General features: G+C 69.8%; 16 protein-coding genes and 1 tRNA gene. 10 read left to right on the top strand and 7 right to left on the bottom strand.

From position 1 onward, the window contains the following. Positions 1-74 precede the first annotated feature (74 nt). Positions 75-1,781 (top strand): recombinase family protein, encoded by a 1,707-nt coding sequence (locus tag GCL84_RS21315; protein WP_235926534.1) that lies wholly within the window; start codon positions 75-77, stop codon positions 1,779-1,781. Here GCL84_RS21315 and GCL84_RS21310 read toward each other — a convergent pair. Continuing rightward, positions 1,760-1,846: transfer RNA gene (locus GCL84_RS21310), tRNA-Leu, on the bottom strand. The two genes, GCL84_RS21315 and GCL84_RS21310, sit on opposite strands and share 22 nt — an antisense overlap. A 94-nt stretch (positions 1,847-1,940) precedes the next feature. On the opposite strand from GCL84_RS21310, the gene GCL84_RS21305 reads away from it, so the two are divergent. The 4 genes from GCL84_RS21305 (at position 1,941) to GCL84_RS21290 (ending at position 5,137) form a co-directional block, all read left to right on the top strand. Continuing rightward, the gene (locus GCL84_RS21305) at positions 1,941-3,269 is read left to right on the top strand and encodes a M20/M25/M40 family metallo-hydrolase (RefSeq protein WP_156757275.1); all 1,329 of its coding nucleotides are present in this window, start codon (positions 1,941-1,943) and stop codon (positions 3,267-3,269) included. A gap of 1 nt (position 3,270) precedes the next feature. Continuing rightward, a complete protein-coding gene (locus GCL84_RS21300; protein ID WP_156757274.1) occupies positions 3,271-4,152 on the top strand; it encodes an alpha/beta fold hydrolase in 882 nt (293 codons plus the stop codon). Positions 4,153-4,219: 67 nt separating this feature from the next. Then, the gene (locus GCL84_RS21295; RefSeq protein WP_156757273.1) at positions 4,220-4,705 is read left to right on the top strand and encodes a DUF2231 domain-containing protein; all 486 of its coding nucleotides are present in this window, start codon (positions 4,220-4,222) and stop codon (positions 4,703-4,705) included. A 63-nt stretch (positions 4,706-4,768) separates the two neighbouring features. Continuing rightward, positions 4,769-5,137 carry a nuclear transport factor 2 family protein gene (locus GCL84_RS21290; RefSeq protein WP_197523413.1) on the top strand — a complete coding sequence of 123 codons (369 nt, stop codon included), beginning with the start codon at positions 4,769-4,771 and terminating at the stop codon, positions 5,135-5,137. Here GCL84_RS21290 and GCL84_RS21285 read toward each other — a convergent pair. Both GCL84_RS21285 and GCL84_RS21280 read right to left on the bottom strand, forming a co-directional pair. Further along, the gene (locus tag GCL84_RS21285; protein WP_156757271.1) at positions 5,134-5,331 is read right to left on the bottom strand and encodes a DUF5703 family protein; all 198 of its coding nucleotides are present in this window, start codon (positions 5,329-5,331) and stop codon (positions 5,134-5,136) included. The two genes, GCL84_RS21290 and GCL84_RS21285, sit on opposite strands and share 4 nt — an antisense overlap. Beyond that, a complete protein-coding gene (locus GCL84_RS21280) occupies positions 5,328-6,344 on the bottom strand; it encodes an NHL repeat-containing protein (RefSeq protein ID WP_235926533.1) in 1,017 nt (338 codons plus the stop codon). Before GCL84_RS21280 ends, GCL84_RS21285 begins: the two co-directional genes overlap by 4 nt. Before the next feature lie 186 nt (positions 6,345-6,530). Here GCL84_RS21280 and GCL84_RS21275 point away from each other — a divergent pair, with 186 nt between their 5' ends. Beyond that, positions 6,531-6,977, top strand: coding sequence for a hypothetical protein (locus GCL84_RS21275; protein ID WP_156757270.1), 447 nt, complete (start codon positions 6,531-6,533; stop codon positions 6,975-6,977). On the opposite strand, the gene GCL84_RS21270 is transcribed toward GCL84_RS21275, so the two are convergent. Beyond that, a complete protein-coding gene (locus GCL84_RS21270; RefSeq protein ID WP_197523412.1) occupies positions 6,937-7,911 on the bottom strand; it encodes an aldo/keto reductase in 975 nt (324 codons plus the stop codon). The genes GCL84_RS21275 and GCL84_RS21270 overlap by 41 nt on opposite strands. Positions 7,912-8,390: 479 nt before the next feature. On the opposite strand from GCL84_RS21270, the gene GCL84_RS21265 reads away from it, so the two are divergent. Genes GCL84_RS21265 through GCL84_RS21255 form a run of 3 tightly spaced genes read left to right on the top strand, consistent with a single transcriptional unit; the run spans position 8,391 to position 10,987 of the window. Continuing rightward, positions 8,391-9,440: an LLM class F420-dependent oxidoreductase gene (locus tag GCL84_RS21265; protein ID WP_156757269.1), complete on the top strand. Its 1,050-nt coding sequence runs from the start codon at positions 8,391-8,393 to the stop codon at positions 9,438-9,440. After that, positions 9,437-10,267, top strand: a complete 831-nt coding sequence (locus GCL84_RS21260) for an undecaprenyl-diphosphate phosphatase (RefSeq protein WP_156757268.1) — start codon at positions 9,437-9,439, stop codon at positions 10,265-10,267. Before GCL84_RS21265 ends, GCL84_RS21260 begins: the two co-directional genes overlap by 4 nt. Positions 10,268-10,291: 24 nt before the next feature. Then, on the top strand, positions 10,292-10,987 hold the full coding sequence (locus GCL84_RS21255) for a histidine phosphatase family protein (RefSeq protein WP_156757267.1): 696 nt from the start codon (positions 10,292-10,294) through the stop codon (positions 10,985-10,987). A 9-nt stretch (positions 10,988-10,996) separates the two neighbouring features. Here the strand turns inward: GCL84_RS21255 and GCL84_RS29445 are convergent, their stop codons facing one another. Beyond that, entirely contained in the window at positions 10,997-11,158 is a 162-nt protein-coding gene (locus GCL84_RS29445) for a hypothetical protein (protein WP_197523411.1), read from the bottom strand. Positions 11,159-11,336: 178 nt separating this feature from the next. On the opposite strand from GCL84_RS29445, the gene GCL84_RS21250 reads away from it, so the two are divergent. Next, a complete protein-coding gene (locus tag GCL84_RS21250) occupies positions 11,337-11,876 on the top strand; it encodes a hypothetical protein (protein WP_156757266.1) in 540 nt (179 codons plus the stop codon). 141 nt (positions 11,877-12,017) lie between these two features. Here the strand turns inward: GCL84_RS21250 and GCL84_RS21245 are convergent, their stop codons facing one another. After that, positions 12,018-12,551: a hypothetical protein gene (locus GCL84_RS21245; RefSeq protein ID WP_156757265.1), complete on the bottom strand. Its 534-nt coding sequence runs from the start codon at positions 12,549-12,551 to the stop codon at positions 12,018-12,020. A 188-nt stretch (positions 12,552-12,739) separates the two neighbouring features. After that, the gene (locus GCL84_RS21240) at positions 12,740-13,375 is read right to left on the bottom strand and encodes a GNAT family N-acetyltransferase (RefSeq protein WP_156757264.1); all 636 of its coding nucleotides are present in this window, start codon (positions 13,373-13,375) and stop codon (positions 12,740-12,742) included. Positions 13,376-13,485: the final 110 nt, after the last annotated feature.

Here is a 13,485-nt window from a genome sequence, read left to right as displayed (position 1 = left end):
GCCTCCGGAAGGGGGAAGCGATGACTACTGAAATCAGCCCAAGCCCGTGGGCGACATTGGACGAGATGTGGGGCATGAGCGTCGCCGAGGATGAGCTGGGGGACGCGATCGGTGGGTTGGCGTTCTATGGGCGTTGCTCGACCGAGGACAACCAGGACCCGCGCACGTCGCGGGAGTGGCAGTTGGGCAACGCGCAGAAGTTCGTGGGTCCGCTCGGCGGTCGGGTGGTGGAGGAGTTCTTCGACATCGGTCAGTCCCGCTCGGTGTCCTGGGACCGGCGGCGGCAGGCGTCGGAGCTGCTGGCGGCGTTGAAGAACCCGAACCGAGGGTGGTCGGCACTGGTGGTCGGCGAGGGCACCCGGTGTTGGTTCGGCAACCAGTTCTCGCTGGTCGCGCCCCGGTTCGAGGCGTACGGCGTGGATATCTGGGTGCCGGAACTGGGCGGCAAGTACGACTCGCGCAACGCCTCCCACAAGATGCTCATGAGCGTGCTCGGCGGCATGTCCGAGTCCGAGCGCCAGCACGTCCAAGCCCGCGTTCGCGCTGCAATGGACGCGCAGGTGGTCAACGAGGGTCGTCACCAGGGCGGACGCGCCCCCTACGGGTACATGACCGTCAACGGCGGGCCGCACCCGAACCCGCGCAAGGCCGCCGAGGGCTTCCACCTGCGAGTCCTGAGCGTCGATGAGCCTGCGGCGGCGGTCGTGCGGCGGATCTTCGCCGAGTACGTCTCGGGCAACGGGGATCGAGCCATCGCCAACATCCTCAACCGGGAGGGCATCGCCTGCCCTTCGGCGCATCGACCGGAGCAGAACCGTCACCGGTTGGCCGATGGATGGCAGGGCAGCGCGGTCAAGGCGATCTTGGAGAACCCCCGGTATACCGGGTACGCGGTGTTCGGCCGGTGGACCAAACACGAAGTCCTCATCGATCCCGATGACGTGGCTGCCGGGCATAAAGTGCTGTTCAAGCGGTCCGCCCCGGAACGGGTCGTGCGGTCCCGGGAGCCTGCACACCCGCCGATCGTGACCGTGGAGGAGTTCACTGAGGTGGCGCTCATGCGCGCCACCCGCGCGGCGGGTGGCCTGACCGCCCGAAGCAGGCTCGAACGCGGCACCAAGCGCACCAAACACGTCTACGCGCTGCGCGGCCGGGTCCGGTGCGCCTACTGCAAGCGTCGAATGGAGGGGACCCCGCGTCAGCACCGCATCTACTACCGGTGCGCGGCCCGGACCATCGTCCCCGGCTCACCCTTGCTGGCTACCCACCCCGCCAATGTCTACCTCCCTGAAATCACCATCCTCGACGGCCTCAACGACTGGATCGGCCGGTTGTTCAGCCGTCCGGAGCGCGACAACACCCTCCGCCACCTATTGGGCGTCTCCGCAGATCCGGGCGAGAGTGCGCGGGGGGAGGCGATCAAAGCGCGTAAGGCGGCAGCGCAGGAGCGGGTGAAGAACTTGCTCAACCTCGCTGAGCGCGGCGTGGAGATGGACGCGCTGGTGGACCGGATCAACAGCGCACAGCAGGAGATCAACGCCGCATCGGAGGAACTGGCGCACACCCCGGCAGGGCGTCGGATCGAGCGGGAGGAGATCGAGGCCCGAATGGACATGCTTACTGAGCAGGCTCAGGGGCTCCGCAACGCCGACCCGGCCGACCTGCGGAACCTCTACGAAGCTCTTGACCTGGAAGCGCTCTACACAGCAGAAGAGCGGACGGTCGAGGTGACCGTCCGCCCTTTTGGTAGGGATAACGCTGGTGTCCGAGGGGGGACTTGAACCCCCACGCCCGTTAAGGGCACTAGCACCTCAAGCTAGCGCGTCTGCCATTCCGCCACCCGGACTTGCGAGGTCAAGGCCTCGCTGTTGTGGTGGCAAGAGTACTCGACACGCGGGAGGGGGCTCAAACTGGGGGCGGTGGGGTGGTAGACAGGCGGGGTGAGTGAGCAGAGTGCGGCTACCGCGGTCTCCGAGGAGGAGGCTGTGCGGTTCACCAGCGAGTTGATCCGGATCGACACGACTAACACGGGTGATCCCTCGACGGTGGTGGGGGAGCGGATGGCTGCTGAGTGGGTGGCTGAGCAGCTCTCGGATGTCGGGTTTGAGACGACTTATGTGGAGTCTGGGGCCAAGGGGCGGGGGAACGTGGTGGCCCGGTTGGCTGGGGAGGATTCGGGGCGGGGGGCGTTGTTGGTGCACGGGCACCTGGACGTGGTGCCTGCGGATGCTTCTGAGTGGTCTGTGCACCCGTTTTCTGGGGCTGTGCAGGACGGCTACGTGTGGGGGCGTGGGGCCGTGGACATGAAGGACATGGTGGGGATGACGTTGGCTACCGCTCGGCGGTTGAAGCGGGATGGGGTTGTGCCCAAGCGGGACCTGATCTTTGCTTTTGTCGCTGATGAGGAGGCTGGGGGGGAGTACGGGGCGCAGTGGTTGGTGGAGAACCGGCCGGAGTTGTTCGAGGGGGCCACTGAGGCGATCAGTGAGGTCGGGGGGTTCTCGATCACCGTCAAGGACGGGGTGCGGGCCTATGTGGTGGAGACGGCGGAGAAGGGGATTGCCTGGTTGAAGTTGCGGGCGCGGGGGCGGGCGGGGCACGGGTCGATGGTGCACGAGGACAATGCGGTCACCAAGCTCACCCAGGCTGTCGCGCGGTTGGGTACGCACCGGTTCCCGTTGGTGCTGACGGACTCGGTGCGGGAGTTCCTGGCTGCCATGACGGAGTTGACCGGGATGCGGTTTGACGAGGAGGACCTCGACGGGACCGTGGCGAAGTTGGGTGGGGTGGCCCGGATGGTGGGTGCGACGCTGCGGGACACGGCCAATCCGACGATGTTGAGCGGTGGGTACAAGGCGAACGTCATTCCCTCGGTGGCCGAGGCGGTCGTGGACTGCCGGGTGTTGCCGGGGCGGGAGGAGGCTTTCCTGCGCGAGCTGGACGACATCCTGGGGCCGGACATCGAGCGCGAGTACATCACCCACCTCCCCGCGGTGGAGACGACCTTCGACGGGGCGCTGGTGGACCACATGGCGGACTCGATCACCGCTGAGGACCCCGGCGCCCGCACGATCCCGTACATGCTCTCCGGTGGCACCGACGCGAAGTCGTTCCAGCAGCTCGGTATCCGGTGCTTCGGGTTCGCCCCGCTGCGGCTGCCCGCCGACCTGGACTTCAGCGCGCTGTTCCACGGGGTCGACGAGCGGGTGCCGGTGGACGCGCTGAAGTTCGGCACCCGGGTGCTCGACCGCTTCCTGCGCACCTGCTGACGTGCTCGAGACCGGTCGCTTCGCGCTGGCGGACGGGGCTGAGTTAGCCATCACCAGCGCAGGTGACCCGCACGCCGGGGTCACCGTCGTCCTGGCCCACAGCTACGCCCAGGACCAGCGGATCTGGCACAAGGTGGTCGACGACCTGCCGCAGGCGGCGGAGCGGCCGCTGGCGGTGCTGGCCTACGACCACCGCGGCCACGGGCGCTCGACGCGGGCCACGCCGACCACCGCGGTGGTCGAGCGGCTGGCCGACGACCTGGCGGAGCTGGTCGACGGGCTGGTGCCCGAGGGGGAGGTGGTCCTCGTCGGGCACGGCATGGGCGGGCTGGTCCTGACCGCCGCGACCGCCCGGCACGCCGACACCCTGGGTGACCGGGTGGGTGGCCTCGGGTTCCTGTCGACGGGGGCCAGTTGGATCGCGGAGACCTCCACCGCGTGGACCAGTTCGCTGGGCGCGCTCGTCCGCGATCTGTCGGCGATCCTCGGCTCCCGCATCGCCGGGCCGATCGACAAGGCCACGCAGGCTGGGCTGCGCTGGACGCTGCTCGGCGACAACCCCGACCCCGAGGACGTCCGGCTGGTGGCCGACATGATCACCGCGCACTGGCCGGAGACCGCCCTGCTCTTCCGCCCCGGCCTGGACCGGTTCCGCCGCGACGCGGTGCGCAGCGCGGCCGCCGAGGTGCCGGTGCTGGCCATGGTGGGGGACCGGGACCGGCTCGTGCCCGCCGCGCACGCCGAGGCGCTGGCCGGTCCGGAGGGGACGGCGGTGGTGCTCGACGGGGTCGGGCACATGCTGCCGCTCGAGGCGCCCGCCCACGTGCTGCCCAGGCTGGTGGGGCTCGCGTCGGCCGCGTTGCGGGGCGACAGATTTAGGTGAAACCTGAACCATCTGCCGCCGGGAGGCGTAACCGGGGGTGATGGTCCGTTCCACCTGGAGGTGCCCGATGTTCGAGTTCGTCGACGGTCTGCCGGTCCACGCGCTGGTGGTGCACGCGGTCGTGGTGCTGATCCCGCTGGCCGCGCTGGGCGCCGTCGTGATCGCGGTGTGGCCCGCGGCGCGCAGGCGGTACGGGTGGCTGGTGGTCGGTTTCGCCGGGGTCGCCATGCTGCTGACGCCGGTGGCCTCGGTCAGCGGGTTCGCCCTGCAGGAGCGGCTGCCGGAGAACGAGCTGATCCAGGCGCACGAGGCGTTGGGCAAGCAGTTGATCTTCTTCGTGGTGCCGCTGTTCCTCGCGGTGCTCGTCCTGATGATCGCGCACCAGGCGGGCGTCCGGACCGAGCGGCCGAAGTCCTGGGCCAAGCCGGTGCTGGTCGTCTTCGCCGTGCTCAGCGTCATCGCGGGCGGGGCGGCGGGGGTGCAGGTCTACCGGGTCGGCGACGCGGGCAGCCGCGCGGTGTGGGACGGGGTCGCCGAGCAGCCCGTCAGGTGAGGGTGGATATCGCCCACGGCTGATTCCCCTCCGACCCTCCGGTCTGCGGGCCATAGTGGAATCGTGACCACCGCAGAGACCCTCCGCGCCGCCGAGCGCCGCCTCCAGGCCGCGCAGCTCGGCTCCGACACCGCCGTCCTCGACGAGCTCATCGACGACGCCATGCTGTTCACCGGCCCCGACGGCGGCGTCCTGACCAAGCAGGACGACCTGGACGCGCACAACAGCGGGCAGCAGAAGCTCACCCGACTCGAGGAAGAAGACCTGCGGGTCCACGTCAGCGGCGCCACCGGGGTCACCTGGTTCCTCGGCAGCCTGGAAGCCACCACCGGCGACCAGCCGTTCACTGCCCGGGTCCGCTACACGCGCACCTGGACGCACGACGGGACCGCCTGGCGCGTCATCGCCGCGCACGCCGGCGTCGTGGCCTAGGTGATGACCGGCAGGGCCACCTTGCGCCTCTTGCGGCGCAGCAGGACCTTGCGCGTCCCGTCGCTGTAGAGGCGGACGTTGGACAGCTCCCAGCCGCCGAACTCCGCTTGGATCGAGAGCTGGGTGGTGGCGGTCAGGCGGGAGACGCCAGGGGGGAGGCGGAGGGGGAGGTACTCCCACTCGTCGTCGGTCATGGGGTGATCACCTGCACTCCGGCTCCGGTGGCGGAGGCGACGACGACCCGGCCGGTGGTCGGGTCGACGGCGATGTGGTCGGGCTGGGTGACGGTGGGGAAGCGGTGGCGCTCGACGGGTTCCCCGCCCGCGACGGCGAAGGCGACGACCTCGTTGCGCTCGGTGAGGGTGATCCAGGCGAGGTCGCGCTGGGGGTCGTAGGCGATCCCGTACGGGGCGCCGGGGACCGGGAAGCGCTGCCGCATCAGCAGGGGGTCGGCGGAGAAGGCCAGCAGGGCGCCGCCGCGGGTGTCGGTGACCAGGACTCGGTCGTAGCGGTCGACCACACCGTTGGTGGAGCCCTGGCCCGCGCGCAGGCCCTCGCCGATGGTGCCGCCGTCGACGTCGAGTTGGAACACGGCGTTGCGGAGGCGGTCCAGCACGATGGCGCGCTCGCCCGCGCCGTAGACCTGGTCGGCGCTGAGCAGGCCGCCGGTGATCACCTTGCGGACCGTGTTGTCACCGCCCAGGACCGCCACGCCCCTCTGGTCGCGGACCGCGACGAGGGTGTCGGCGCCGAACCCGGCCGAGTCGACCGGTGCGCCGTCGACGGGGGAGGGGGTGGCCCGCGCCGAGGCCAGGTCGACGCGCACGACGCTGCCGCGCTCGCCCAGCGAGGCGATGAGCGTGCCGCCGTCGGCGACCGACAGCGCGGAGGCCGGGCCGTCGAGCGGCACGGTGCGCGGTTCGGCGTCGGGTTGGTCGAGGTCGAGGAGCCGGATCGACGGGGGAGTGGCGACCGCGAGGGCCAGCGTGCGGCTGCCCGCGTCGACGGCGGCCGCTGTGACCGGCGCGTCCAGCGGCAGCACCGTCCCAGGCGGCGTCGCCGTCTGCTCGGGGGAGCGGGCGGCCGTCGCGGCGACCGGGTTCGACGAGACCATGAGCTCATCGGTCGGTCCGGTGTCCGACGAACACCCCGCGACGAGGGCGGACCCTGTGCAGACGACCAGGGCGGCAGCGACCAGCGAGCGCAACTCTCGGACCTCCAGGGCGGGGGATGGGCTCCCCCAGCATCCCGCACACCGACACGCACGGCCACGATGCCCCACCGTCACGTCCCGCACAGTGAGCGCGTTAACCCGATCGAGCGAAAGCGAGGCGGTCTCGTAACACGGTCGTGTTGCGCACCGAATGACCGGGCATCCAGCGCGGGAGGCGTCATGGCGATCGATCCGGCGAACGTGCCGATCCTCGGCAACCCCAACCCCGAGGTCCCACCCGCGGCCGCTCGCGCGTCCTGCTCCCTGCTCCTGCTGGCGACCGTCGGGAGCGCGGCCCAGCTCGCCTTCTACGGGGCCACCGCCGACCACGACCTCTCGGCCTTCCTCATCCCGCTCGGCCTGGCGATCTGGTTCGCCCTCAGCACCCGCGCGGGCAGGTCCTGGGCCCGCCCCGCGGGCCTGGCCACCGGCATCGTCAACGCCCTGCCCGGCGCGACCCTGTGCACCGGCGCCACCGGCCTGGCCGTCGTGCTGCTGGTCCTGCTCGCCCTGGTCTGCGCCGGGCGGTTGATGTTCCGCACCGAGGTGCGCGCGCACTTCGAGACCCACGAGCCTGGAACACGGCCTAGCGGCTCGCCTCGGGGTAGCCGAACTCCAATCCGCTGACGTCGTCGAGGGCGGCGCGGATCGCGGGCGGGAGCACGATCTCCTCCGCCGCCAGCGACCCCTTGAGCTGGGCGACGTCGCGGGCGCCGACGATCGGGGCGACGACCCCGGGGCGGTCGCGCACCCAGGCCAGGGCCACCACCAGCGGCGAGGTGCCCAGGCCCTCGGCTGCCGTGGCCACCGCTTGGACGATCCGGGCGGCGCGATCGGTGCGGTGCTGGTCGACGTACGGGGCGTACTGCGCGGAGGCGCCGCGGGAGTCCGGTGGGGTGCTCGTGCGGTACTTGCCGGTCAGCACGCCGCGGCCGAGCGGGGCCCAGGGGAGCAGGCCGATGCCGTGGTGCTCGGCGGCCGGGACCACCTCGCGCTCGACCGACCGCTCCAGCAGCGAGTACTCGACCTGCGTGCTGACCAGCGGGGCGGCGCCGGGGACGGTGGCCTGCCTGGTGGCGGCGGTGGCGGTCTGCCAGCCGCAGTAGTTGGAGATCCCGGCGTAGCGGACCTTGCCGCTGCGCACGGCCGCGTCGACCGCGGACAGGGTCTCCTCCAGCGGGACCTGGTCGTCCCAGGCGTGCAGTTGCCAGAGGTCGACGTGGTCGGTGTCGAGCCGGGTGAGGGAGCCCTCCAGGGCGCGCAGCAGCGCCCCCCGGGACGCGCCGCCGCCGAACGGCCCGTCGTGGCGGCGGGCGACGGCCTTGGTGGCGAGGACGACCTCGTCGCGCGGCACCAGGTCGTCGAGCAGTTCGCCGAGGACCTGTTCGCTCTCCCCGCAGGCGTAGACGTCCGCCGTGTCGACCAGCGTGCCGCCGGCCTCGGTGAACGCGGCGAGCTGGGCGGCGGCGGTCTCCGCGTCGGTGTCCCCGCCCCAGGTCATCGTGCCCAGGCCCATCCGGGAGACCCGGAGGCCGCTACGCCCGAGGTGTCGTTGCTCCACGAACCAGAAGCCTAAAGGGACGGCGGCCGCGCGCCACTGGGCGATGGGGCGATCCGCGTTCACTCTTCCCCACCAGGGTTATCTCCATCGAACTAACTATCGATTATTCACTATCTAGATGAACAGATAAATGCACGCGCGTAACTCAACCACAAACACAGCTGAATGAGGGGAGGGGGCTCGGGAAGCGCTCATGACAAGCGAGGGGGAGTGGCTCGATGGGGGTTCATCGCAGACGGGAAGCGTCGGCGGCTGTTCGCACGCGGTTGTGATCCCGCGGGCTGTGGTTCCGGCTCGACTGGTCGGCGCGGTGCTCTCAGGGCTTGAGATTATGTATCAGCTATTCACTATCAAGATAATAAACTCTTAGCCAAGATTGGACGCGGTGACCTGCACACGAAGACCCAGATTCAGTACGCCAGGAAGAGGAGGGGTGTCTGTGCTGGTCGGGGAGTGCTACCGGCGGGTACGGTCGCGGCGTGCGACTTGGACTGAACATGGGTTACTGGGGTGCCGGGAACGACGCGGCGAACCTCGAGCTGGCGAAGGAAGCCGATCGACTGGGCTACTCGGTGGCGTGGGTGGCGGAGGCCTACGGCTCCGACGCGCCGACCGTGCTGGCGTGGGTGGCGGCGCAGACCTCGCGGATCGACGTGGGGTCGGCGATCCTGCAGATCCCGGCTCGGCGGCCGACGATGGCGGCGATGACGGCGGCGACGCTGGACACGCTGTCGGGCGGGCGGTTCCGGCTGGGCCTGGGCGTCTCCGGGCCGCAGGTGTCGGAGGGCTGGTACGGGGTCAAGTTCGACAAGCCGCTGGGTCGGACCCGCGAGTACGTGGACATCGTGCGCTCGGCGCTGCGCCGGGAGCGGGTGGACTACCAGGGCAAGCACTTCGTGCAGCCGATCCCGGACGGGCCCGGCAAGCCGCTGAAGCTGACCGTGCACCCGGTGCGCGAGCAGATCCCGATCTACCTGGCCTCGATCGGGCCGAAGAACCTCGAGCTGACCGGTGAGATCGCCGACGGGTGGCTGGCGATCTTCTACTCGCCCGAGCACGGCAAGGAGTCGTTGGAGCTGATCGCCCGGGGGCGGGCGAAGGCGGGCAAGACGCTCGAGGGGTTCGACGTGGTGCCGACGACGCCGTTGGTGGTGCAGGACGACTGGGAGGCGGCCGCTGACCTGGTGCGCCCGTACGCGGCGCTCTACGTGGGCGGGATGGGGAGCCGGGAGCAGAACTTCTACAACAACCTGGCGTGCCGAATGGGCTTCGAGGCCGAGGCGGCCGAGGTGCAGGACCTGTACTTGGCGAGGGACTACCAGGGGGCGGCGGCGAAGGTGCCGCTCGGGTTCGTCGACCAGACCGCGCTGCTCGGGCCCAAGGAGCGGATCGCGGAGAAGATGCAGGCCCTGGCGCAATCGGGGGTCACCACGTTGACCGTTTCACCGATCCTGCAAGATCTTGAGCGCAGCAAGGCGGCCCTGCGGGTCGCCGCGGAAGCTCTGGATCTCGCGGGAGTCGGTAGTTGACCTGGTTTCAAGCAATCGTCCTTGGCATCGTCCAGGGTTTGACCGAGTTCCTGCCGGTCTCTTCTTCGGCGCACATCCGCATCGTCTCCGAGCTGTGGTTCGGGGCCGATGCGGGTGCGTCGTTCACCGCGGTGATCCAGTTGGGCACCGAGTTGGCGGTGGTCATCTACTTCGCCAAGGACATCGGCCGGTTGGTCGCGGCGTGGTTCCGGGGGTTGTTCAACTCGGCGGCGCGGTCGAGTCCGGACTACAAGTTGGCCTGGTACGTGATCATCGGGTCGTTGCCGATCGCGGTGTTGGGGGTGTTGTTCAAGGACGAGATCCGGTCGACGCTGCGCAACCTGTGGGTCACGGCGATCGTGTTGATGGTGTTCGCGGTGTTCTTGGCGGTGGCGGATGAGACGGCGAAGCTGGCTCGGGACAAGCTGACGTTGAAGGACACGTTGGCGATGGGGTTCGCGCAGTCGTTGGCGTTGATCCCGGGGGTGTCTCGGTCGGGTGGGACGTTGACGGCGGGGTTGGTGATGGGGTTGGACCGGGGGGCGGCGACGCGGTACTCGTTCCTGCTGGCGATCCCGTCGGTGATGGGGGCGGGGATCTTCTCGATCCCGGACATCGTGAACGTGGACCCGTCAGCGCCGTTCGAGGCGTCGGTGCCGCAGACGGTGGTGGCCACGGTGGTGGCTTTCGGTGTGGGGTACGCGTGTGTGGCGTGGTTGCTGCGGTACGTGTCGAACCACAGCTTCATGGTGTTCGTCTGGTATCGGATCGTGGTGGGGGCGGTGTTGTGCGGGTTGTTGGCGACGGGGGTGGTGAGCCCGACCTGATCGTCGGCCGAATAGGCTCGGGGTGTGGCTACTGTCGTGTTCCTCCGCCATGCCCGGTCGACGGCGAACAACTCCGGTGTGCTCGCCGGTCGTTCCCCTGGTGTGCACCTGGATGAGTCTGGGCGGCGTCAGGCGGAGGGGTTGGTGGAGCGGTTGGTCGAGGTGCCGTTGCGGTCGGTGGTGGTGTCGCCGATGACGCGGTGTGCTGAGACTGTGGCGCCGTTGGTGGCGGCTCGGGGGTTGTCGCCGGTGGTGGAGGACGACCTGGCTGAGGTGGAGTACGGGTCGTGGACGGGTAAGGCGATCAAGGAGTTGTTGCAGGAGCCGTTGTGGAAGGTGGTGCAGCAGCACCCTTCGGCGGCGGTGTTCCCGGGGGGTGAGGGGTTGGCGGCGGTGCAGGCGCGTGCGGTGGCGGCGGTGCGGGCGCATGACGCGCGGGTGTCGGCTGAGTTCGGTGATCGGGCGGTGTGGTTGTTGTGCTCGCACGGTGATGTGATCAAGTCGTTGTTGGCGGACGCGTTGGGGCAGCACTTGGATTCGTTTCAGCGGATCGTGGTGGATCCGGCGTCGGTGTCGGTGGTGCGGTATACGGACACGCGGCCGTTCGTGTTGCGGGTGAATGACTCGGGTGGGGGGTTGGCGGGGGTGGTGCCGCCGGAGCCGGGTTCGGGGGATGCGCCTGCTGGGGATGCTGTGGTGGGTGGTGCGACGGGGCGGTGAGGGGGTTGGTCAGAGGAGGATGATCAGGAGGAGGATGAGGGCGGTGGCTGCGGCGATGATGGCGATGGTGGTGGGGATGAGGGTGGGCGAGCGGCGGTAGTGGCTCTGGACGGTGGTGGTGCGGAACCAGCTGCCGGGGAGTCGGCGGCGGTGTTGGTGGACGCGGGGCATGGGTGCTCCTTGTGGTGTTGGGGTGTGGTGTTTGGTGATTTACCCTGTTCGGGCTGTGGGTACGCGGGTTGGCGGGTTCGCGACGTGGGTGTGTTTGTGGGTTTTGGGGTGGTCTGGGTTGTGTGGTGGTCGGCAACCTCTCGTTTGTGGGGGTTCGCGTCTGCAATAGGCTCGGTGCATGTCGAGTTCGTTGGTTCCTGGTGTTGGCGAGCTGTTCGAGGCTGAGGTTGACGAGGCGGCGTGGCGGAGGCCGTTGCGGCCGTGGTTGGTCGGTGGTGGGGTTGGTGTGGTGGTGGGTGTGGTTTTGCTGGTGGTGGGGTGGCCGGTGCCGTTGGTGGGGTTGGTTGTGTTGGTGGGGTCGGTGGTGGCGGTGGTGTTGAAGTTGGCGGCGTATTTCGCTCGGCGGAAGCGGCGGTCGACGTCGTTGACGGTGGATCGGGCGGGGGTGCGGGTGCCGACGGGGCAGGGGCCTGCGTTTTTGCCGTGGGAGACGTTGCGGGCGGTGGTGGTGCAGGGGCCGACGTTGCATTTTCGGGTGCGGCCGAGTATCACGCCGGGGTCGCCTGGGGTGGTGGGGTTGCATCGGCGGGATGCGTGGCCGGTGGCGTCGGGGCCGGGGTTGCCGGTGGACACGCGGTTGTTCCGGAAGGAGTTGGCGGAGATCGTGGCGGCTGTTCGGTTGTTCTCTGGTGACTCGGTGCGTATTGAGGAGCGGTGAGTTTCACTCGGTGGGGCGGTGGGTGTCACTCGGTTGGGGGTGGTTACTGAGCGCCCAATGATCATTACACTCTGCGATGTCCGGTGGGGTTGTGTGCCCCGTTCGCTGCGTCCGAGGAGTGTGGTGGTCCATGGTCGTCGCTCAGCGGGTGAGCAGGTCGCCGTGGGTGGATCTCGTTCGGTTGACGCGGTTGATCCGGCGGTGTGGTGGGTCGCAGCCGGTGTCGGTGGGGTTGGCCGCGTCGTTCGCGGACGCCCCGGTGTTGGCGGGGGTGTCGGGGTCGGCGGGGTTGGGGATCGTCCCGGAGTCCCCGGTGCGGGTGTGGGGTGTGGGGCGCGGGGTGGGTGATGTGGCGTCGGCGGTGCGGTCGATGGTGGCCGCGGAGGTCGGTGTGGTGTTGGTGAGCGCGGTGGCGCGGTCGGCTCCCCGGTCGCATCGGGTGGCGGTGGGGGCGGCGTTGGACGAGGCCGCCGCGGCGGGGGTGCCGGTGGTGGCGGCCGCGGGGGTGTCGTTGTGCGAGGTGACGGAGCACCCGTGGGTGGTGCCGGTGTTCTCGTGCTCGGTGGTGGGGCGGCCGAGTTGGTTCGCGGAGTGGGAGGACGAGGACGAGGTGCCGCGGGGGGTGTTGGCGCCGGGGGAGGAGGTGCCGGGGCCGTTGGGGGCGGCGTCGGGCAACGGTGTGGCCGCGGCGGTGGTGGCGGGGGCGGTGGCGTTGTTGCGGACGTTGGAGCCTGGGGCGCCGGGTGGGTTGGTGCGGTCGGGTGTGGTGGTGGGGGCCGTGGAGAGTCCTTATCGGGCCGCGCCGCCGTTGTTGGACGCGGAGCGGGCGTGGGAGTTCGTGCGGCGGGGGGTGTGTTAGCTGGTCAGAGGCCGAACCAGGGCAGGCAGGCGGTGGCCCCGGTGGTCGTGGTGGGGGTGGGGTTGGTCCAGGTGTCGCGGGTGAGCAGGAGGCGGTGTTGGCGGACGGGTTTGTCGAGGACGACGAGTTCCTCGGTGCCGTCGTGGGTGTAGCCGAGGGCGTGGCTGACGGCGAGTGAGGCGGGGTTGGTGTCGAAGGCGGCGGAGCGGGCGCGGTGGGCTCCGAGGGTGGTGAAGGCGAGGTGGAGCACGGCGTTGCGCATTTCTTTGCCGTAGCCGTTGCCGTGGTGGGGTTGGCCGAGCCAGCTTCCGGTGGAGACGGTGTGGGTGGTGGCGAGGTGGCGGGCTTTGAGTTCTTGGATGCCGATGGGGTGGCCGTGGTGGAAGGCGGCTAGGGGGAGGGCCCAGTGGTGGGGGTCCCAGTTGCCGAGGGCGCGCCAGTGGTGGAGGACGACTCGGGAGGCGACTTGTTGGGGGGTGCCGGTGGTCCAGGGGGTGCTGAAGGGGGTGGTGTCGGGGTGGTGGATGCCTTGGGCGGCGGTGGTGGCCAGGTGGGCCAGTTCGTCGGGGGTGGGGAGGCGGAGTTCGAGGCGGGGGGTGTGGAGGGTGAGGGCCGCGGGTGGGAAGACGTGGGAGATCACGGGGTGATGGTGGGGGGAGGTGGGGGTGGGGCGCTATTGGGTTTGTGGTGAGAGGTCGGGGGTGAGATTTTTGGTGGTGTGGGCCTTGCTGTGGCTGGGTGGGGCCTGTC

The organism is Actinokineospora pegani (assembly GCF_009745975.1).
Taxonomy (GTDB): domain Bacteria; phylum Actinomycetota; class Actinomycetes; order Mycobacteriales; family Pseudonocardiaceae; genus Actinokineospora; species Actinokineospora pegani.
Note: the sequence above shows the minus strand (reverse complement) of the source record. Positions and strands in the feature narration are given on the sequence as shown.

What these genes read in the sequence shown, in the direction of transcription:
- GCL84_RS21275 (WP_156757270.1), top strand. Translation starts at nt 6,531, where the DNA reads ATGGCGATCGATCCGGCGAACGTGCCGATCCTCGGCAACCCCAACCCC.
- GCL84_RS29445 (WP_197523411.1), bottom strand. Translation starts at nt 11,158, where the DNA reads ATGCCCCGCGTCCACCAACACCGCCGCCGACTCCCCGGCAGCTGGTTC.
- GCL84_RS21315 (WP_235926534.1), top strand. Translation starts at nt 75, where the DNA reads ATGAGCGTCGCCGAGGATGAGCTGGGGGACGCGATCGGTGGGTTGGCG.
- GCL84_RS21250 (WP_156757266.1), top strand. Translation starts at nt 11,337, where the DNA reads ATGTCGAGTTCGTTGGTTCCTGGTGTTGGCGAGCTGTTCGAGGCTGAG.
- GCL84_RS21285 (WP_156757271.1), bottom strand. Translation starts at nt 5,331, where the DNA reads ATGACCGACGACGAGTGGGAGTACCTCCCCCTCCGCCTCCCCCCTGGC.
- GCL84_RS21295 (WP_156757273.1), top strand. Translation starts at nt 4,220, where the DNA reads ATGTTCGAGTTCGTCGACGGTCTGCCGGTCCACGCGCTGGTGGTGCAC.